This is a genomic window from Solibacillus ferritrahens, from assembly GCF_037027585.1.
In the GTDB taxonomy this organism is placed as follows: Bacteria; Bacillota; Bacilli; order Bacillales_A; family Planococcaceae; genus Solibacillus; species Solibacillus ferritrahens.
In genome coordinates this window covers 1-20,116 of record NZ_JAXCLE010000029.1, presented here as the reverse complement: position 1 = coordinate 20,116, position 20,116 = coordinate 1, and the positions used below count along the sequence as shown (strand labels likewise).

The window sequence follows — 20,116 nt, the reverse complement described above, 5'->3', positions numbered from 1 at the left end:
AACATGAATGAATTCAGTTGCGTAGCGGTTTTCTGTATGTTAATCTTTTTACAGGATTTAGATTCATGACCCTTTGAGAGGAGGTGAATGGTGTGAATAAAACAGAATTAGTAAACTCTGTTGCTGAAGCTGCAGGTCTTTCTAAAAAGGACGCTTCTAAAGCAGTTGAAGCTGTATTTGATACAATTCAAGATGCTCTTGCAAAGGGTGACAAAGTACAATTAATCGGTTTTGGTAACTTTGAAGTTCGTGAGCGTGCAGCGCGTAAAGGTCGTAACCCACAAACAGGTAAGGAAATCGAAATCGCTGCTTCGAAAGTACCTGCTTTTAAACCAGGTAAAGCACTTAAAGACGCTGTAAAATAATTCAGCCTCTGGAAGTACATAGAGTAGCTCTCAGTCTAACTGAGGGCTACTCTTTTTTGATGCCTGGAAATGATAGGCTCGTTGTGCTTTTGGTAATCGATTAATAAGGTTGGTTTTCGTTTAGGCTACAGTGCCAATTCCTCTGTTCTTACGAGTTAGACCGCCGAATTGGTTTCGGAATTTGACGGGGAATTTAGAGCTTCGGTTTATTTCTTTTTGTTTTTGAATAACTATGCTAAAAAAAGTAGAACTCTTTTGAACTTACGCGTCTAATGTGCTACGATTCAAGAGTGTATTTTATAACGAAAATAACAGCATTTAATGAGAATAAATATAGATAGACGTATACATAAAAACGTTTTGGTTTCTAGGAGGACCTGATTTCCATGGCAAATGTCGATTTAAAAAAGATAGAAGAAGCAGTAAAAATGATTTTAGAGGCAGTAGGAGAAGATGTAGAGCGTGAAGGATTACTTGATACGCCAAAACGTGTTTCAAAAATGTATGCAGAAATGTTCAGTGGTTTAAATGAAGATCCACGTGATTATTTTAGTACAGTCTTTCATGAAGACCACGAAGAATTTGTATTGGTAAAGGATATCCCGTTCTTCTCTATGTGCGAGCATCACTTAGTTCCTTTCTATGGTACTGCCCATATAGCATACATACCAAAAGACGGTAAGGTAGCCGGTTTAAGCAAGCTAGGACGCTGCCTGGAATCTGTTGCACGCCGTCCACAGCTACAAGAACGCATAACTTCGACTGTAGCAGATACTATTATGGAAATGTTAAATCCTAAAGGCGTCTATGTTGTTGTTGAGGCCGAGCATATGTGTATGACAATGCGTGGATTGAAAAAACCTGGTTCTAAAACTCTGACGGCAGTCGCGCGCGGTGTTTATGAAGAAGATGATACGAAGCGCAATGAAGTGATTACTTTCATCCAAATGAAATAAGTCGAAAAAATATGGTATTATAAACAAAGAAATTAACAGGTGGGGGATTATCAAATGGCGCAACCAGATTATATTATTATCGAAGCAGAAGAAGATGGTGTACATGTAATTGGTCTAACTCGTGGTACCGATACGAAATTTCACCATTCTGAAAAATTGGATGCAGGTGAAGTAATGATTGCCCAGTTTACCGAGCATACATCTGCGATGAAAATTCGTGGCAAAGCAAAAATTCATTCTGCCCATGGAACAATCCAAAGTAAAAAATAATGAATGCAAAAGCACAAATTTTATATAAAAATTCTGATAATATGCTTTAAAACATTGAAATGGAGTAATTTCTATGAGTGCAACATCTATTATACAGTCGGTTCAAACGTTACAATCAAATATTCTACAGCATGTTCATCATAGAGCATTACTTCAAAATGTTGGACAACCTACGTTACAAGAAGAACAATTGTTTTTTATCCAGCTCCCTTTTTTGAATGGGGCTGCAATGACTGACGACCATAAAGTAAGTGCAGTAACTGTTGGTATTGTACATGCATCGCTTCTGGAACACGAAAAGGTATTGGAAGTAGATGCTACAAGTAAGGAACAGCAACTCATTGTCCTGTCGGGAGATTATTATAGTGGTCGCTATTATCAACTACTTGCACAGTCCGGTAATATTAGACTAATTCAAAAATTGTCTAAAGGAATTGTAGATCGCTGTGAGCATCAAATACGCATTTATGAGACGGTAACTCGTTCCGTTGAGCAATGGGTTCATAGTTTAACGGTAATTGAAAGTGCATTGATTTCGCAATACTATGATGTATACGGTTACAATGCCTATACTGAACTTATGGAAAATACATTGACATTTATTCGTTTGAAAAAAGAATATGGATTGATACAGGATAAAAAACAAGGTTTTCTGTATAGAGCATTGGCCTTAGCTGATAATCCAACTGTTCTTGAATCAACAATGGAAAGGCTGCATGGGCAACTGATTACCCGAAAACAACGGGCATTAGAAGTTTTGAAGCAAAGCAATATCCACGATGATTTAAAACATTCCATTGAGCAATACATCACTTTGTAGTGAATTTAGAAAGGTTTTGAAAAAATGGCAAAATCGAAAGAAGAACATGTTCATGAAGTGTTTGAAAACATTTCAGAAAACTACGATAAAATGAACTCCGTTATCAGCTTTCAAATGCATGTAGGATGGCGTGAAGATACGATGAAGCGTATGGCCGTTAAAAAGGGTTCCACATGCCTGGACGTATGCTGCGGTACTGCTGACTGGACTATTGCTCTTTCAAAGGCAGTAGGTGAAGAAGGTGTTGTAAAAGGGCTGGACTTTAGTGAGAACATGCTGAAAGTCGGTAAGCAAAAAACAGAAAATATTCAAAACATAGAGTTAATTCATGGAAATGCAATGGAGCTTCCATTTGAAGATAATACATTCGACTATGTAACGATTGGCTTTGGTTTGCGAAACGTACCTGATTATATGGAAGTATTGCGTGAAATGAATCGTGTCGTTAAGCCAGGGGGAATGGTAGTTTGTCTGGAAACTTCACAATCTGAAATACCGGTATATCGTCAACTTTTCCGTTTTTACTTTAACTATGTCATGCCGATTTTCGGGAAATTATTTGCAAAAAGCTATAAAGAATATTCATGGCTTCAGGAGTCGGCAAAAGACTTTCCTGGCATGAAAAAATTAGCGCAAATGTTCCGCGAAGCTGGGTATGAAAATGTCACATATAAACCATATAGCGGTGGGGCAGCAGCTATGCACATGGGTTTTAAAAAGAAATAATAGTGGGAGTAGGTTTTGACGCGTGGAAAAGATGAAAATCAAAATGCTATATGCGGATATCAAATCAGATATAGAAATCATCGAAAACGAATTAGAACAAGCGTTGAATTCATCTTCACACTTATTGAATGATGCCTCTATTCATTTACTGCAAGCTGGTGGTAAACGAATTCGACCAGTATTTACGTTACTAAGTGCCAAATTTGGTGACTATAATATTGAGCGAATGAAAAATATCGCCGTCCCCCTGGAATTAATTCATATGGGATCATTAGTACATGATGATGTGATTGATGATTCAGATATGCGTCGCGGACGGGAAACGGTAAAAGCGCAGTGGAATAACCGTGTAGCGATGTATACAGGGAATTTTATATTTGCACGTGCATTGGAATATGTAACAAGCATTGAAAATCCGAGGGCACATCAAATATTAGCGAAAACAATGGTAGAACTAGTAAATGGTGAAGTCATTCAAATCGAGGATAAGTTTCGTTTAGATCAAAATTTGAAAGATTATTTCCGTCGTATTAAACGAAAAACAGCGTTGTTAATCGAGTCAAGCTGTGAATTAGGTGCAGTAGTGAGCGGTGCTGATGAGAAAACAGTGCGCCACCTAAAGCGATACGGATATTTTGTAGGCATGAGCTTTCAAATAGTAGATGATATTTTAGATTTCACAGCAACAGATAAACAGCTCGGAAAACCGGCTGGAAGTGATTTAATGCAAGGAAATGTTACATTGCCTATTTTATTAATGAAGGACAATCCATTACTTGCACCATACTTAGCAAAAGTATCAACGACGGGATTAACTGAGCAGGAGCGTCAAAATATGCTTGCACTCGTACGTAATTCGGATGCGATAAAAGAAGCGACTAAAATCAGTAATCTATACTTAAAAAAAGCATTAAAAGAAGTAGAGGCATTACCCAATCATCCGATGAAGAAAAAGTTGCGAGATATTGCTCTATTTATGGGCAAGCGAAAATCCTGAATATGCACCAAATTATAGCCAAATCTAATATTTGTTGCAGTTTGAGTAGGATTTTGGTAATATTTATCGGTAGGTGTAAAACCTTTTACTCAAATTTAGGGAGTGTTTATAATGGCAATCGAAAAAACATTTTTAATGGTTAAACCAGATGGCGTAGAACGTCAAGTGATTGGTGATATCGTAGATCGTTTTGAGCGTCGCGGTTTTGTAATGCGCGGAGCAAAATTAATGTCACCAACTCGTGAATTAGCTGAAAAACACTATGCAGAGCACGCTGAGCGTCCTTTCTTCGGTGAATTAGTAGACTTCATTACTTCAGGTCCAGTATTCGGTATGGTTTGGGAAGGCGAAAACGTTATCCAATTATCTCGTATCATGATGGGTGCTACAAAGCCAGAAGAATCAGCTCCTGGTACAATCCGCGGTGACTACGCTGTAACTTTATCTCACAACGTAATCCACGGTTCTGACTCTTTAGCTTCTGCTGAACGTGAAATCGGTTTATGGTTCCCAGAAGGCTTAGCTGAATAATTAGAACATACATTAAGCCATCACTTTTTAAGTGGTGGTTTTTTTCATTTGTTAATTTAACCAAATCCTGAAAATAATTAAAAATTAAGGATGTTTAAGTGCTATAATAATTTTAATAATGAAACTATTTTCCCGCATAATTCGTAATAGGAATAAAGGAGTGACATAAATGTTTTGGACTATGATTACAATTATCGCTGTCGTTGGAATTCTTACAGATACGTATACGAGAAACAAAAAAATTGACCTAAAGCGTCTAGACAAAGAAATTGAGCTTGAAAAACTTCGATTGGAAAATTACGATAAAGAAACAGCCAAGATGAAGTTAGAACTAGAACATACGAAACAAATTTTAATTGAAAACGAATCATCGAGCAGCAAGCAAAATATTTTTTAAGGGAGCGTAATGTGACGAATGGAAGATATTATTATTATCTGTATAATTTTTGGTTCAGGAGCTTTAATTTCTTTAACGGCGATTCTTACAGCCCATAAACGATCTACCTTGAAATTACAGATTAAAATGTTGGAAAAAGAGACACAACTTGAACAAATCCGTTTACAAAGCTATGATTCTGAAACGGAAAAAATGAAGCTTGAGCTCGAACAGTCAAAACAGCTTTTGCTCGATAGACGCACTGAATAGCCTTTATGCACAAAATCTGTTTCGGGAAGTAGGATTTTCGGCTATAATAGGCATACGTTAGATGAGGGGAAAGATGGACAATGTCAGATTATGTTCAATTTATAAATGGCATTAAGCGCAAAACGGGCATTGATCTAGCTCTATATAAAGAAGCGCAGATGAAACGCCGGTTAACATCATTGTATGAAAAGAAAGGCTTCGGAAACTTCGTTGATTTTCTTTCGGCTCTGGAAAAAGATCGGGACTTGATGAATGAATTTTTGGATCGCATGACAATCAATGTTTCTGAATTTTATCGAAATGGTAAGCGTTGGGAAGTATTACAAAATAAAATTTTCCCTTTATTGCTGCAATCGAATAAACGTTTAAAAATATGGAGTGCAGCCTGCTCCACAGGTGAAGAGCCTTATAGCTTAGCAATGGTACTATCTCATCATTTGCCTTTATCCCAAATAAATATTTTGGCAACGGATTTGGATGAAAATGTACTCCAAAAAGCAAAATTGGCACTGTATCCCGAGCGTTCTCTTGCAGAGGTACCGAAGCCAATACAAGCAAAGTACTTTAACCAGGAAGAACAATTCTATAAAGTTAAAGATGAAATTAAACGTACAGTTACTTTTAAGAAACACAATTTATTGAAGGATAACTATGAGTCTAATTTTGACTTAATTGTTTGTAGAAACGTGATGATTTACTTTACAGAAGAAGCAAAAGATCAAATTTATGCTAGCTTTAGTAAAGCATTGCGATCAGGCGGAATATTATTTGTTGGGTCAACTGAGCAGATTTTTAATCCAGCCAAATATGACCTTGAAGTTGAGGATACATTCTTTTACCGAAAAAAATAATATAGCTTTTTGAAAATGTTGAAGACTGCTGTGGAATACTTTTAAAGCTACATATTAATGCGCTTTTCGTATAATATAGCGAAAAGTGTATTTTTGTTTTATTTGCTTATAATTGTGCCGTTTATTAGTTAGAACGTTCAGAATATTCTAAAATGACATATTAGTTAGGTGAATCAGTACTGTTATTTAGTATAAAATATGTTATAGTGAAAAATACATACTTTAGCGAGTTGAAGGGAGAAAGTGTTTAATGCGTTATTTAACAGCAGGTGAGTCACACGGACCACAACTAACAACAATTATTGAGGGGTTGCCTTCATTATTACCGATTACCGCAGAAAAGGTCAATTATGATTTAAAACGTCGTCAAGGAGGCCATGGTCGCGGACGCCGCATGCAGATTGAAACTGATACTGTAGAAATTGTTTCGGGAGTTCGTCACGGTAAGACGTTAGGTTCTCCAGTTGCGTTAGTAGTAACGAATGATGACTGGAAGCATTGGACAAAAATCATGGGCGCAGAAGAATTGCCGGAAGATATTGATCCATCTGAGATCAAACGCCAAATTTCACGTCCACGTCCAGGACATGCGGACTTAGTAGGTGGAATGAAATATGGTCATAGAGATTTACGTAACGTGTTAGAACGCTCGAGCGCTCGTGAAACGACGGTTCGGGTGGCAGTCGGATCTGTTGCAAAAGCATTGCTAAATGAACTAGGCATATCAATTGTTGCACATGTAACTGAAATTGTAGGCATCAAAGCGGATCAGAACTTATTGGAAGGTAAAACTGCAGACGAAATACGCGCAATTGTTGAACAGGATCCTTGCTACTGTCTAGATCCGGAAGCTTCGGCGAAAATGGTGGAAGCAATTGATGAAGCCAAACAGGCCGGTGATTCAATCGGTGGTGTCGTTGAAGTCATTGTAGAAGGTTTGCCAGCTGGTATCGGATCATATGTACATTACGACCGTAAATTAGATTCAAAGCTTGCAGGAGCTATGTTAAGCATCAATGCATTTAAAGGTGTTGAGTTTGGAATCGGATTTGAAATGGCACGTAAAAAGGGATCGGAAGTACATGATGAAATTTTATGGGATGAGGAAAAAGGCTATACTCGTGCAACAAATCGTCTAGGCGGTCTTGAAGGCGGTATGTCTACAGGTATGCCGATTGTTGTAAGAGGGGTAATGAAGCCAATACCTACATTATATAAACCATTGCAAAGTGTCGATATCGAAACGAAAGAGCCTTTCAAAGCAAGTGTTGAGCGCTCTGACAGCTGTGCAGTGCCAGCAGCGTCGATTGTGGCCGAACATGTTATTGCCTGGGAAATTGCTAAGGCGATTGTAGAACAGTTCCATAGTGATCAGTTGCCGCAGCTAAAAGCACAATTAGATGAAATGCGACAGTATACAAAGGGGTTTTAATATGAAGATTCCAGTTCGGGCTGCATCTCACTCGTACGATGTAACGATTGGGAAGGGCATATTGAAAGAAGCAACGACAGCACTTGACTACTTATTTGCAAAGGCAGATAAAATAGTAGTGCTGACAGATGAAAATGTTTGGCATTCACAGAAGGACTATTTTGAAGCCAACTTTCCGCATGCATACCATCTCCATGTAATGCCAGCGGGGGAAACGTGTAAAAGCTTTGAAAACTATAATACCGTACAAACATTTTTATTAGAACAAAAATGTACACGGAAGTCTCTTATTATTGCGTTTGGTGGTGGCGCGGTAGGTGATTTGGCGGGATTTGTTGCCTCGACTTATATGCGGGGCATTCCGTTTATCCAAGTGCCGACTACAATTTTGGCTCATGATTCAGCGGTTGGAGGAAAAACAGCAATCAATCATGCCCTCGGGAAAAATATGATTGGTGCATTTTATCAGCCGGAAGCAGTTATTTATGACATTACGTTTTTACATAGTTTAAATGAAAAAGAAGTACGCTCAGGGATGGCAGAAGTAATTAAGCATGCTTTAATTTCAGATGCGCAATGGGTTGAGGAGCTTTTGGAAGGCGAATTTGTAACGCAACTTCCGGAAGAGACGTTGGTTAACTATTTAGCGCATGGCATACAAGTAAAAGCGAAGATTGTTGAGCAGGATGAAACAGAACAATCTGTACGTAAATTTTTAAATTTAGGTCATACGTATGGGCATGCAATTGAAGCTGCAGCAGGCTATGGTCGAGTGGCACATGGCGAAGCTGTCATGATTGGTCTTCTGTATACTTTACTTTTAAGTGAACAATACGGTAAGGTAAACCATCAATTTACGAAGCGCTTTTTGCAGTTTGCTTTAGAGAACGGCTATCCTTTTGAAGCAGTCCATGAATTTACATTTGAACAGTTAACAGAGTATTTATTGAAAGATAAAAAAGCAGACTACGGACAATTACAGTTCGTATTGCTAGATACAATCGGTCATCCATTCGTTCAAAAAGTTGAACTTGAAAAATGTGAACAGATTGATCAACAATTAAGAGCATTACTGGAGGAGGTGCAACAATGATTCGTGGAATACGTGGGGCAATAACAATTGCTGAAGATAAAGCTGAATACGTATGGGGTGAAACAGCGAGACTTGTAAAAGAAGTTGCCAAGCAAAACAATATTGAACCGGAAAATATTGCATCTGTTACAATTTCAACAACACCCGATATCCATTCTGCCTTTCCTGCAAAGTCAGTACGCACAATGCCAGGGTGGCAGTTTGTACCGATAATGTGTATGCACGAGATGGATGTACCTGGTGCGTTGCCATTATGTATACGCGTTTTGTTGCACGTTAATACAAATACACCACAGCATGAAATCTGTCATGTCTATTTAGAGGACGCAGTAAAATTACGACCAGATTTAGTGAAATAATCGCCAGTTAGAGGAGACGTTAATGATGAAGTGGAAACAACAGTTATTTGGCATGAAAGCTTACCAACCGGGAAAACCGATTGAAGAAGTAAAAAAACTTTTCGGATTGGATGAAGTTATAAAGCTCGCTTCCAATGAAAATCCCTTTGGCAGTTCCCCAAAGGTGCGACAATTTTTACAGGCGCAACAATCAAATCATGCGATATACCCAGATGGCTATGCACAAAGCTTACGCACATCTTTAGCGAACTTTTATTGTGTTGAGGAAAAGGAATTGATTTTAGGAAATGGTTCTGATGATTTAATTGCTATTATAACGCGAGCATTATTATATCCAGGCGTGAATACCGTGATGGCGGATTTATCTTTTTCTCAGTACTGGCATAATGCGGACATTGAAGGTGCAGAAGTGCGTAAAGTCCCTTTGAAAGAAGGTGTGCATGATTTGGATGCGATGCTCGCTGCCATTGATGATAAAACATCGGTCGTTTGGGTTTGCAATCCGAATAATCCTACAGGAACAATTGTGACGGATGAAGCATTAAGTGCATTTTTAACGAAAGTACCTAAAGATGTTTTTGTAGTGTTAGATGAGGCTTACATTGAATATGTAAATGATAAAACCTATAAGGATACACTGCATTATTTCCGAGAATATCCGAATTTAATTTTACTTCGCACGTTTTCAAAAGCTTACGGTTTGGCATCATTCCGTGTGGGATATGGTATTGCTCAAGCAGAAGTTATTGCAAAGTTGGACCCAGTACGTGCGCCATTTAACAATACAGTTCTAAGCCAGCAGGTTGCGCAAATTGCTTTACAAGATCAGGAGTTTATTGCGAGCTGTCGTGAAGCGAATGAAATCGGCAAAAAACAATATGTGGCATTTTGCGAGCGTCATGGATTAAACTATTTCCCATCTCAAACAAACTTTATTATGTTCGAAGTGAAGGCGGATAGTAACGTAGTGTTTGAAGAAATGATGAAGCGCGGATTTATTATCCGCAGTGGTGCCGCACTTGGGTTGGAAGGTTATATACGAGTTACGATTGGGACAGAAGCTCAAAACGCGAAGTTTTTACAATTGCTTGAAGATGTATTAACAGAACAAGGAGTATTTGCATGACACGTAATGTTTTCGTAATCGGATTAGGGCTAATAGGTGGTTCAGTTGCGTTAGCTCTTCAAAAGGCTCCGCGTACGAAAGTGTATGGCTACGACTACCATGAACAAACGAGACAATTAGCTAGCACATTAAAGGTTGTACACGAAGTTGTAGAAGATCCGGCTGAATTTGCAAAAGAGGCAGATGTTATTATTTTTGGTACACCTGTAAACGTGACACTCCAGTTTATGGAGCAGTTAAAATCATGGGAATTGAAGAAAAGTGTCATTATTACCGATACCGGTAGTACGAAGACACAAATTATGGACAAGGCAAAAGAACTGAAAGAATTAGGCATTACGTTTATCGGGGGGCATCCGATGGCAGGCTCCCATAAAAGTGGGATTACTGCTGCGAAGCCTTATCTGTTGGAAAATGCCTATTATATGCTAACACCAAATGAAGGCGAAGAAATCGAAAAGCTAGCAATGCTTGATAATTTGCTGAAGTTTACGTTAGGGAAAATGGTTGTTGTAGATGCGAAAATCCATGATCATATGACAGCTGTTGTTAGTCATTTTCCGCATATCATCGCTGCATCACTTGTACATCAATTGAATTTCGAAAAGAAATCCTATCCAATGACATCCTCTTTGGCAGCGGGAGGTTTTCGTGATATTACGCGCATTGCTTCATCAAATCCCGCATTATGGCGTGATATTACGTTGCAAAACCGAAAAGAGCTTGTCGGACAGCTTGATACTTGGCTTGATGAAATGAATCGTGTTCGTCAGTTATTGGATAATGGTGATGAAAAGGCAATTGAAGCGTATTTTAGCGATGCACGTGATGTTCGTGACAGCCTGCCAATCGCTAACGGAGCATTGTATATGCCCTATGATTTATATGTAGACATCCCCGATTATCCAGGTGTTATTTCGGAAGTGACGGGCTTTTTGGCAGAAGATAATATAAGTATTACAAATATACGCATTGTCGAAACACGAGTTGACGTATTCGGTATTTTAGTAATCAGCTTCCAAACAAATGAAGACCGTGAGCGTGCAGCACAATGTATTGCACAGAAGGCAAAGTACGATACGTATATTTCATAAGGACACATCTCGCTTTTAAAAGGCGGGATGTATTTTTCTAAGGAGGGATTCGGAGCATGAGTTCAAAAAAGTTACAATATGAACAGGTGTCATTACAAGGGAACATTACAGTACCGGGGGATAAATCCATTTCACATCGCTCGGTTATGTTCGGCTCAATTGCAAAAGGCAGGACAACAGTAACCGGCTTTTTATTAGGTGAAGATTGCTTGAGTACGATTGACTGCTTTAAAAAATTAGGTGTTGAAATTGAAGTAGACGGAACAAATGTGACAATAGACAGTCCAGGTATTGATAATTGGACAGAACCGAAAGAAGTATTATACACAGGGAATTCAGGTACAACCACACGATTAATGCTCGGCATTTTATCAGGTACCTCGCTACATACAGTTATGACAGGCGATGCTTCAATTGGAAAACGTCCAATGCGCCGTGTAGCCGATCCGCTTCGTTTAATGGGTGCACAAATTGCAGGTCGGGAAAACGGGCAATATACACCACTTGCGATTCAAGGTAGTCCATTACAAGCGATTGATTACACTATGCCTGTAGCAAGTGCACAAGTAAAGTCGGCTATCCTATTAGCAGGGCTTCGGGCGCAAGGTACGACCATTGTTCGAGAAAGTGAAGTATCCCGTGACCATACAGAGCGTATGCTACGTCAGTTTGGTGCAAACGTAACGGTGATAGACGGAGTTGTGTCATTTGAAGGTGGGCAAGAGCTAACGGGGACACATGTGAACGTACCAGGCGATATTTCATCAGCAGCCTTTTTCTTGGTAGCGGGCGCCGTTACTACTAATAGCCACATTGAACTGCAAAACGTAGGGGTCAATGAAACACGGGACGGAATCCTGCAAGTGCTTCAAAATATGGGTGCCAATATGACAATCGAAATCGATGATGCAAATGCAGCAGAACCCACTGCAACCATTACAATTGAAACATCGCAACTTACAGGCACAGTAATTGAGGGGGCAATTATCCCTCGTCTAATCGACGAAATTCCAATTATCGCTCTGTTGGCAACACAAGCAGCGGGTAAAACGGTTATTAAAGATGCTGAAGAACTAAAGGTAAAAGAAACAAACCGCATCGATGCAGTTGTGAATGAGCTGAAAAAACTAGGTGCCAATATTGAAGCGACAGATGGTGGAATGATTATTGAAGGTCCAACGAAATTAACTGGAGCTTCCTTAAAAACATACGGTGATCACCGAATCGGTATGATGGGTGCTGTAGCTGCATTAATTGCAGACGGAGAAGTTACACTGGATGACGCAGACTGTATCGCAGTTTCCTACCCTACATTTTTTGAACATTTGAATAGATTATCGAAATAAAAGGAAAGCGGCAAAATTGTCGCTTTCCTTTAAATTTTCAAGAGCCTATAACTACTGATGATTCTATGTATACTATAAAGTATCAATGATTTCATTAACAAAAAAATCCATATGCAATTGGACTATTAAAGCCATTCGCCGTCCATTTGCGATGAAAATGAAGAAAGAGCACATTGGAATGTTGATACTGTCCGAGGAACTTGCGTGTATACTATATGAAAATAATTAATAGAACATTGTGTTGTCTCTAGTTTAAGTTGTATGCTAGGGGCAATTTTTTTAGAAATATGATATTTAGGAAGGTTTAAAAGTTTGATTTCAATAAATAATGATATATGGCAAAGCTTTTCCTTGAGAAGCGCCATTCAGTCATGTAGCATAAATATTGAAAACAAAAGAAAAAGGTGAACGACTTATGGAACAATTACTACAGGCGATTCAAGAAGGTAATTTAGAGCAAGTAAATACTCTTCTTGAATCATTTTTAATGGAGGCTGAACCAGCAGCACAATATGAAGTTGCAGAGGCACTAATGCATTATGGATTTTTAAATGAAGCAGACAAAGTTTTCGAGCATTTACAATTTTTATTTCCGGAGGAAGCTCAGATTTCAATTGATCGCGCAAGCGTTTTAATAGAAATGGGTGAAGAGGATAATGCGCTCGATTTACTGATGGGTATTGCAGATGATGCACCAGAATATCCACAGGCGCTTTTAGTTTTAGCAGATTACTATCAAATGCAAGGGTTATTTGAAGTAGCGGAACAGCGTATTAATGAAGCATTACAGATTTTGCCTCATGAGCCTTTACTGCAATTTGCGAAAGCAGAATTATTATTCGAAACTGGGAGATTTTCTGAAGCAGTTCGTATATATGAAGAACTCTACACAATTGACAAAAAATTTGCTGGTATAATATTAGCCCAACGCCTTGCAGAGGTTTACCGTGCCGGAGCAGGATATGAACGAGCGTTGGATTATTATATGGAGGCATTGGAAGAAGAAGTAACAGCCGATTTACTATTTGGCTCAGCCTATGCTGCATTCCAAACAGAAAAATATGAACTCGCTATAAAACAATTGGAAGATTTAAAGGAGCTTGATCCGGATTATTTCTCAGCCTACTTATTGTTAGCGGAAAGCTATGCAATGCTTGAAGACAATGACCGAGCACTTAAGGCTATAAAAGAGGGCTTAAAACGCGATGAGTATGACAAGTCATTGTATTTATTTGCCGGGAAGATGGCGATTAAAAACAGTAAGATACAGGAAGCAACTGAATATCTGCATGAAGCGATTGCATTAGATCCGGAATATATGGAGGCAATTTTAATATTAATGTCGGTATATAGTACAGAACAGCGCTTTGAAGAAATTATTTCACTATATGAACAGCTGCAGCAAAATGAATTTGAATGGGTCGCGCTCTATCCATTTGTTGCCAATGCCTATAATGAAGAAGAACAGTTTGAAAAAGCATACGAAATTTATAAAGAGGCATATAATGAATTTAAAGATGATGTTGAATTCTTGGAGAAATATTATCTGTTTTTAGTTGAGGATGGTAAACGTGAGGAAGCGAAAAAAGTTGTGGAGCGACTTGTACAATTACAACCTTCAGAACAACAATGGACTGATTTATTAGAACGCTTTGAGTAAAGGGAGGATTGCATGTTGACCTATTTCGTACCACTGAATGATAAAAAGCTATTCATCAGATGGTTTTTGAAAAATTTCCAATTAAAAAGGCGTGAAGGGGTATGGATATTAAATTACTTATTAAGTAATGATGAATTGTTGGAAAATGTTCACTTCGTTGATGAAGCACACTATTGTCCACGGTCTATCGTTATGTCGACAATTGAGACGACGAGTATCCCTTTTAGATTTTATAAAGAAAATATTATGACATCCGATGCAGAGAAAGCCTTTCATGATCTACGCATCAATGCACATGAATCTATCTACTTTCAATTGAATTTCCCTAGCATTCCGCCAGATCCTTTGTATTTGGCGGTGCTGGAAGAAAACCCATATGTACCTAAAGACTTGTTTATAAGTGAGAAAGACCGTTTAGCAGCGCAACGTTTGTTGGAGAATAGCGTATTGGAGTTTCAGGAACAACAGCTTTTGAGAGAGATTGATGAGGCGCTGGATGCAGGAGATAAAGACCGCTTTTTCGAGTTGTCCAATTTACTGCAGGCGTTGAAATATACGAAGTGACTATAACTATCAAAAAAATACTTATTGCCTATTTTCGTAGTCTTCAAAAGACCCAGGAGGAATAAAAATGAACTTTAAAGTAACTGATGTAGAACAATTCCAGGCACAAAAGCAATTTATCGATACCGCTATTGTTCCTCTTTTACAATTGGATTTTGCAGAGCAAGGAATGAAACAAAGCAGTTCTGCTGGAGAATATTTAATGTCATTAACAAATTTTATCGAACAGCAATTCAAGGGCCGTATTATGCTATTACCACCGTTTTCCTATACAGTTAACACTAAATCTGAAACTTTGCCTACGACAATTGAACAAGAATTAAAGGATGCAGGATTTAAATCTATCATTTTTGTAACTTGTGACCATAGTTGGACAGAATTTAAAGAATTTTTAAATATTATTTGGTTGCCTCCAATCCCCCTTGAATCTATGGATAAATCAGTAAAACAACGTATATTGGAAGATCAATTGAAACAAGTTATCCCAAATTTAACAAATATATGGGTATAATTACGCTCTATTTCCTTCATTAAATGTTCACAAACTACACATATGGAAATGAATGCTATATTGACCAACTTATTCAGTTGATATATCATAGATATGTCCTAGTTATTTACTATTTTTAAAAGTATATGTCCGTTGGACTGACCTTTTAGTAAGAGGGGGGAAAAGGATGAGTAAGAATCGAGTTACAAGACGTCAATTTTTAACGTATACGATTACTGGCGTAGGTGGATTTATGGCTGCAGGTATGTTAATGCCGATGGTTCGTTTTGCAATTGACCCAATTCTTCAAACGAAAGAAGAAGGGGATTTTGTACAAACAAGTCAAAAAGCTGCTGAAATTACAGAAGTTCCAGTAAAAGTTGACTTCTCGTATGAACAAACAGATGGTTGGTATAAATCAGAGGTTGCCGATGCAGCTTGGGTTTACAGAGAAGGCGACCAAATCGTCGCAATATCACCTGTATGTAAGCATTTAGGTTGTACTGTAAACTGGGCAAGTGATCCAACACACCCAGATCAGTTCTTCTGTGCATGTCACGCGGGACGTTATGAGAAATCAGGTGTAAACGTAAAAGGTACACCACCACTTGGACCACTAGATATGTTTGAAGTGGCAGAAAATGATGGCTTCTTAATGCTTGGGAAAAAAATCGCAAACACACACAGTAACTAAATAAGTTAGGGGGTACGACACAGTGCTAAATAAAATTTATGATTGGGTCGATGAACGTTTAGATATTACTCCTATTTGGCGTGATATTGCCGACCACGAAGTGCCAGAGCACGTTAACCCTGCCCATCACTTTTCAGCATTCGTTTACTGTTTCGGGGGATTGACTTTCTTCATTACAGTTATTCAAATTCTATCAGGTATGTTCTTAACGATGTACTATGTACCAGACGTAGAAAATGCTTGGAAATCAGTTTACTATTTACAAAACGAAGTAGCATTCGGTGAAATCGTTCGTGGTATGCACCATTGGGGGGCATCTCTAGTAATCGTTATGATGTTCTTACATACACTTCGTGTATTCTTCACAGGTTCGTATAAGAAACCACGTGAGTTAAACTGGTTAGTTGGTGTAGGTATTTTTGCAATAATGTTAGGTTTAGGTTTCACAGGGTATTTATTACCATGGGATATGAAAGCGTTATTTGCAACTAAAGTAGGTATCGAAATTGCTGCATCTGTTCCGTTTTTAGGAGAAATAATAAAAACACTTTTAGCTGGGGATTCTACAATTATTGGTGCGCAAACATTAACTCGTTTCTTTGCAATTCATGTATTCTTCTTACCAGCAGCACTATTTGCTTTATTGGCAGTTCACTTTATTATGATCCGCCGCCAAGGTATTTCAGGACCTCTATGATCTGAAACCAATTGTATGATTTTTTAAGGAGGGGACACTATGCAACGCGGAAAAGGTATGAAGTTCGTAGGGGATTCACGTGTAAAAGCGAATAACCGTATGCCGAACGTGCCGAAAGATTATACCGAATATCCAGGGAAAACAGAAGCTTTCTGGCCTGACTTCTTATTAAAAGAATGGATGGTTGGAGCAGTTTTCTTAATCGGTTATTTACTACTAACTGTCGCACATCCTTCACCACTTGAGGGTCCGGCAGATCCAACTAATGCATCTTATATTCCGTTACCGGACTGGTATTTCTTATCGATGTACCAATTATTAAAATATACTTATGCATCTGGTCCATATAATGTAATTGGAGCTATGGTTATTCCAGGTATTGCATTTGGTGCATTAGCATTAATACCGTTTTTAGATACAACACCTGAACGTCGCCCGTCAAAACGCCCATTACCGACAGCTTTCATGTTGTTAGCAGTAGCAGCACTTATTTATACAACTTGGGAATCTGTACAAGCAACTGATTGGGATGCGGTAGATGCGCAAGGTGAAATTACTGACAAACATTTAGGGCTATTGCCAGATGTTGAAGTTGACGAAACTTCTGAAGGCTATGAAATCTACCAAGCACAAGCTTCATGTATTGGCTGTCACGGTGGAGACTTAGCTGGTGTATCAGGTCCAATGCTTTTAGGCAATGAATTAACAGCTGAAGAGGTACAAGAAGTAATTGTGAATGGCCGTGGTGGTATGCCAGCTGGAACATTTACAGGTACTGATGAAGAGCTTCAAGTTTTAGCTGAATTTATTGCGGGATTAAAAGAAGCAGAATAATATTATTTAACTTAGAGAGAGTCAGAATTCTGACTCTCTTTTTTTATAAATAGATTACTAGGAAAATTTCAATAGAATTAAAGACTTTTATTAATTATTTCAAAATTTAAGGAAAATTTTGCTTCTCTCCTAAAGCACGTTTATAATAAAAGACGTGCATTGTTTATGTAAGTTGCACAAAATACATATGAAATAAAGATTTATTAGGAAAAGAAGGAGAAAAAATGAAAGCATATATCATGCAGTTATGGTATTTAATGAATCATCGTGCCTTTTTAAGCATTTTGCTTATTATTAACTTATTCGGCACAATTTACGGTTACTATTGGTATAAAGGGCAGCTTGCAGCTACAGATCCGATTTATTATATTTTCGTACCAGATTCTCCAACTGCGAGTCTATTTTTCTGCTTTGCCATTATCGGTTGGCTATTTGGGAAAAATTACAAATTAATGGAAGTGCTCGCACTTATTACACTCATTAAATATGGCTTATGGGCTGTTGTAATGAATCTTCTTACATTGGCGGAAACAGGGGAATTAGGTGCAGCTGGATGGATGCTTGTGGCATCGCATTTCTTAATGGCTGTTCAGGCAGTGCTATATTTACCGAAATATCGCTTTAAAATGTGGCACGTTATGGTTGGTGCGATTTGGACGCTGCATAATGACGTAATTGATTATTTATTTGGTCAAATGCCATTTTACCGCGTGATTAACCAATATCCAAGTGAAATTGGCTATTTCACATTTTGGCTATCTATTGCATGTATATTGCTCGCTTTTTTAGAAAGTCGCAAGCGCGAATATTTGCAACAACAGTAAAAAGCCTTTAAAATTAAAGAGAATTGAAAGATATAGAAAGGGAGTTCGGAAATGGGAATGTATATCGTTTATTTTATCATCATTATGCTCTTGCCGTTGTATGCACAAATGAAGGTAAAAAGTACGTATAAGAAATTTGCAAAAGTTCCTGCTGAAAAGGGTATGACAGGAGCACAAGTAGCACGTTACATTTTAGACCAGCACGGCTTAACAGATGTGCGTGTCGTACCAACACAAGGTTTTTTAGCGGACCACTATAATCCCGCAACTAAAACAGTTGCGTTATCAGAAGATAACTATCACAACTCTTCAATCGCGGGGACAGCTGTAGCAGCGCACGAAGTAGGTCACGCAATGCAACACGCAGATGCATATTCATTTTTAACATTACGCTCAAAATTAGTGCCAGTGGCTAGTATTTCATCAAACATGTCTTGGATTTTCGTGTTAATTGGTATTTTTGCATCGTCTTCAGGTTTCCTTTTATTAGGTATTGCATTATTGGCAGCAGGTGTTGTATTCCAACTAGTAACGCTACCAGTCGAATTTGATGCATCAAATCGAGCAATGAACGAAGTTGTTTCGTTAGGTATTATTAATAATACTGAAGAACGTTCTGCACGCAAAGTATTAAATGCAGCGGCAATGACATATGTTGCAGCAGCAGCTGTAGCAGTGATGGAGCTATTACGTTTAATTTTAATCTATACAGGTATGAATTCAGACGATTAATAATGAATACTTACTGGGACATAACGAGTTTCAGTCTACAAAAAAAAGAGGCTGGGACAGAATTAGTTCCAGTTCACGCAAAAAGAGAAATTGCACAATGCAATTTCTCTTTTTGCGCTTTATAAAGAAAATATTCGGAGAGGTTTTATTCTCTTACCGCATACTTCCTTAAATTTGTGGCCATTAATGCCAAGCCTATTTCATTAGTAACCTTCGATTTTCCGCGAACAGAAAATCGACTGAAACACAAATTAGCCTTCAAGAATCCAAAAACTGGTTCCACGTCAATTTTACGATGAGGATAAATGGCAGCCGTTTTTTCTTCTGAAAGCTTCGCTCTTACTTCTTCTTTTTGTTTTTCCAATTCTCATTAATCATGAGTCTACGATTTTTACCTTCCGCAGTGGCTCATATCCTTGGGCAAGCCACATCATACGTAAACTATCTCTTGTCAGATCCTCTATTTTTCTCCCTGAAAAGGTGGATTGCGTGTAACCACATAGAATCAACTTCAACATCATACGTGGATGATACGATGGGCAACCGGTATGGTGAATGAAAGGAGCGAAAGCTTCGTTTGGAATGCTTTCGACCAAATGGTGGAGGGAAAAGGCAATATCATTTTTATGTAACTTTACTTCTAAATCTAGCGGGAAAATAAGTTGATTCATGTTATAATCTTTAAACATAGGGACACTTCTTTCGTTTAAAATTTGGTGGTAGGATACTTAAATTTTAACAGAGAATGTCCTTTTTTCATGCCTGAAATTATGCAGAGATTTACTTGATATAGAAAGAAAATTAGTTGTTCGGAGTGAAGGCGGCGACTCCCAGGGGACAAGCACGTGGGAGAGACTACAGGCTCGAGCCGTGCCCCCAGGAAAGCGTCCGCCGTAACGGAGAACAACGGCTACGAAGTAGGCACAATAAGAAAGCCGTTCAAATTTTACTCATCGTAAAATTTGAACGGCGTTTGATTTTGAGGCGGGTTTTGTCCCAGCTCCTTTTT

General features: G+C 38.3%; 25 protein-coding genes and 1 pseudogene. 24 read left to right on the top strand and 2 right to left on the bottom strand.

The window, feature by feature from the left end:
* The first annotated feature begins 92 nt into the window (after window positions 1–92).
* The 24 genes from SNE38_RS18010 to SNE38_RS17895 all read left to right on the top strand — a co-directional run bounded on the left by SNE38_RS18010 (window position 93) and on the right by SNE38_RS17895 (window position 19,107).
* A complete protein-coding gene (locus SNE38_RS18010) occupies window positions 93–365 on the top strand; it encodes an HU family DNA-binding protein (RefSeq protein ID WP_004232618.1) in 273 nt (90 codons plus the stop codon).
* A 386-nt stretch (window positions 366–751) separates the two neighbouring features.
* Complete coding sequence (gene folE / locus SNE38_RS18005; protein ID WP_191705174.1) at window positions 752–1,321, top strand: GTP cyclohydrolase I FolE; 570 nt, start codon at window positions 752–754, stop codon at window positions 1,319–1,321.
* Window positions 1,322–1,375: 54 nt separating this feature from the next.
* Entirely contained in the window at window positions 1,376–1,591 is a 216-nt protein-coding gene (gene mtrB, locus SNE38_RS18000; RefSeq protein ID WP_191698172.1) for a trp RNA-binding attenuation protein MtrB, read from the top strand.
* 73 nt (window positions 1,592–1,664) lie between these two features.
* Window positions 1,665–2,411 carry a heptaprenyl diphosphate synthase component 1 gene (locus SNE38_RS17995; RefSeq protein ID WP_336047041.1) on the top strand — a complete coding sequence of 249 codons (747 nt, stop codon included), beginning with the start codon at window positions 1,665–1,667 and terminating at the stop codon, window positions 2,409–2,411.
* 24 nt (window positions 2,412–2,435) lie between these two features.
* Complete coding sequence (locus SNE38_RS17990; protein ID WP_191705172.1) at window positions 2,436–3,137, top strand: demethylmenaquinone methyltransferase; 702 nt, start codon at window positions 2,436–2,438, stop codon at window positions 3,135–3,137.
* Window positions 3,138–3,159: 22 nt separating this feature from the next.
* A complete protein-coding gene (hepT, locus tag SNE38_RS17985) occupies window positions 3,160–4,134 on the top strand; it encodes a heptaprenyl diphosphate synthase component II (protein WP_191705171.1) in 975 nt (324 codons plus the stop codon).
* 111 nt (window positions 4,135–4,245) lie between these two features.
* Window positions 4,246–4,665: a nucleoside-diphosphate kinase gene (gene ndk, locus SNE38_RS17980; protein WP_191698168.1), complete on the top strand. Its 420-nt coding sequence runs from the start codon at window positions 4,246–4,248 to the stop codon at window positions 4,663–4,665.
* Between the two features lie 169 nt (window positions 4,666–4,834).
* The gene (locus SNE38_RS17975) at window positions 4,835–5,062 is read left to right on the top strand and encodes a hypothetical protein (RefSeq protein WP_191705170.1); all 228 of its coding nucleotides are present in this window, start codon (window positions 4,835–4,837) and stop codon (window positions 5,060–5,062) included.
* A gap of 18 nt (window positions 5,063–5,080) precedes the next feature.
* A complete protein-coding gene (locus tag SNE38_RS17970; protein WP_225223891.1) occupies window positions 5,081–5,311 on the top strand; it encodes a hypothetical protein in 231 nt (76 codons plus the stop codon).
* Between the two features lie 80 nt (window positions 5,312–5,391).
* A complete protein-coding gene (locus SNE38_RS17965; RefSeq protein ID WP_336047039.1) occupies window positions 5,392–6,162 on the top strand; it encodes a CheR family methyltransferase in 771 nt (256 codons plus the stop codon).
* A gap of 250 nt (window positions 6,163–6,412) precedes the next feature.
* Window positions 6,413–7,594, top strand: coding sequence for a chorismate synthase (gene aroC / locus SNE38_RS17960; RefSeq protein ID WP_336047038.1), 1,182 nt, complete (start codon window positions 6,413–6,415; stop codon window positions 7,592–7,594).
* 1 nt (window position 7,595) lies between these two features.
* On the top strand, window positions 7,596–8,687 hold the full coding sequence (aroB, locus tag SNE38_RS17955) for a 3-dehydroquinate synthase (RefSeq protein WP_336047037.1): 1,092 nt from the start codon (window positions 7,596–7,598) through the stop codon (window positions 8,685–8,687).
* On the top strand, window positions 8,684–9,046 hold the full coding sequence (aroH, locus tag SNE38_RS17950) for a chorismate mutase (protein WP_191705166.1): 363 nt from the start codon (window positions 8,684–8,686) through the stop codon (window positions 9,044–9,046). The genes aroB and aroH overlap by 4 nt, the downstream gene beginning before the upstream one ends.
* Before the next feature lie 25 nt (window positions 9,047–9,071).
* On the top strand, window positions 9,072–10,172 hold the full coding sequence (gene hisC / locus SNE38_RS17945) for a histidinol-phosphate transaminase (RefSeq protein ID WP_336047036.1): 1,101 nt from the start codon (window positions 9,072–9,074) through the stop codon (window positions 10,170–10,172).
* Entirely contained in the window at window positions 10,169–11,266 is a 1,098-nt protein-coding gene (locus SNE38_RS17940) for a prephenate dehydrogenase (RefSeq protein ID WP_191705165.1), read from the top strand. Before hisC ends, SNE38_RS17940 begins: the two co-directional genes overlap by 4 nt.
* 56 nt (window positions 11,267–11,322) lie before the next feature.
* The gene (gene aroA, locus SNE38_RS17935) at window positions 11,323–12,612 is read left to right on the top strand and encodes a 3-phosphoshikimate 1-carboxyvinyltransferase (RefSeq protein WP_191705164.1); all 1,290 of its coding nucleotides are present in this window, start codon (window positions 11,323–11,325) and stop codon (window positions 12,610–12,612) included.
* 415 nt (window positions 12,613–13,027) lie between these two features.
* Window positions 13,028–14,272: a tetratricopeptide repeat protein gene (locus SNE38_RS17930; RefSeq protein WP_191705163.1), complete on the top strand. Its 1,245-nt coding sequence runs from the start codon at window positions 13,028–13,030 to the stop codon at window positions 14,270–14,272.
* Between the two features lie 12 nt (window positions 14,273–14,284).
* Window positions 14,285–14,836: a ReoY family proteolytic degradation factor gene (locus SNE38_RS17925; RefSeq protein WP_408022386.1), complete on the top strand. Its 552-nt coding sequence runs from the start codon at window positions 14,285–14,287 to the stop codon at window positions 14,834–14,836.
* Between the two features lie 67 nt (window positions 14,837–14,903).
* A complete protein-coding gene (locus SNE38_RS17920) occupies window positions 14,904–15,347 on the top strand; it encodes a YpiF family protein (RefSeq protein WP_191705161.1) in 444 nt (147 codons plus the stop codon).
* Between the two features lie 166 nt (window positions 15,348–15,513).
* A complete protein-coding gene (locus SNE38_RS17915; protein WP_191705160.1) occupies window positions 15,514–16,020 on the top strand; it encodes a QcrA and Rieske domain-containing protein in 507 nt (168 codons plus the stop codon).
* A gap of 22 nt (window positions 16,021–16,042) precedes the next feature.
* The gene (qcrB, locus tag SNE38_RS17910; protein ID WP_191698144.1) at window positions 16,043–16,717 is read left to right on the top strand and encodes a menaquinol-cytochrome c reductase cytochrome b subunit; all 675 of its coding nucleotides are present in this window, start codon (window positions 16,043–16,045) and stop codon (window positions 16,715–16,717) included.
* A 39-nt stretch (window positions 16,718–16,756) separates the two neighbouring features.
* Window positions 16,757–17,551, top strand: coding sequence for a menaquinol-cytochrome c reductase cytochrome b/c subunit (locus SNE38_RS17905; protein ID WP_191705159.1), 795 nt, complete (start codon window positions 16,757–16,759; stop codon window positions 17,549–17,551).
* 224 nt (window positions 17,552–17,775) lie between these two features.
* Entirely contained in the window at window positions 17,776–18,375 is a 600-nt protein-coding gene (lhaT, locus tag SNE38_RS17900) for a lipoprotein heptaprenylglyceryl N-acetyltransferase LhaT (protein WP_191705158.1), read from the top strand.
* A 51-nt stretch (window positions 18,376–18,426) separates the two neighbouring features.
* Entirely contained in the window at window positions 18,427–19,107 is a 681-nt protein-coding gene (locus SNE38_RS17895) for a zinc metallopeptidase (RefSeq protein ID WP_191705157.1), read from the top strand.
* Between the two features lie 145 nt (window positions 19,108–19,252).
* Here SNE38_RS17895 and SNE38_RS17890 read toward each other — a convergent pair whose 3' ends face one another.
* Together SNE38_RS17890 and SNE38_RS17885 are read right to left on the bottom strand one after the other, a co-directional pair.
* Window positions 19,253–19,471 carry a transposase gene (locus SNE38_RS17890; protein ID WP_191705156.1) on the bottom strand — a complete coding sequence of 73 codons (219 nt, stop codon included), beginning with the start codon at window positions 19,469–19,471 and terminating at the stop codon, window positions 19,253–19,255.
* 40 nt (window positions 19,472–19,511) lie between these two features.
* Window positions 19,512–19,796, bottom strand: a pseudogene (locus tag SNE38_RS17885) (transposase); the annotation flags it as partial.
* Between the last annotated feature and the right edge of the window lie 320 nt (window positions 19,797–20,116).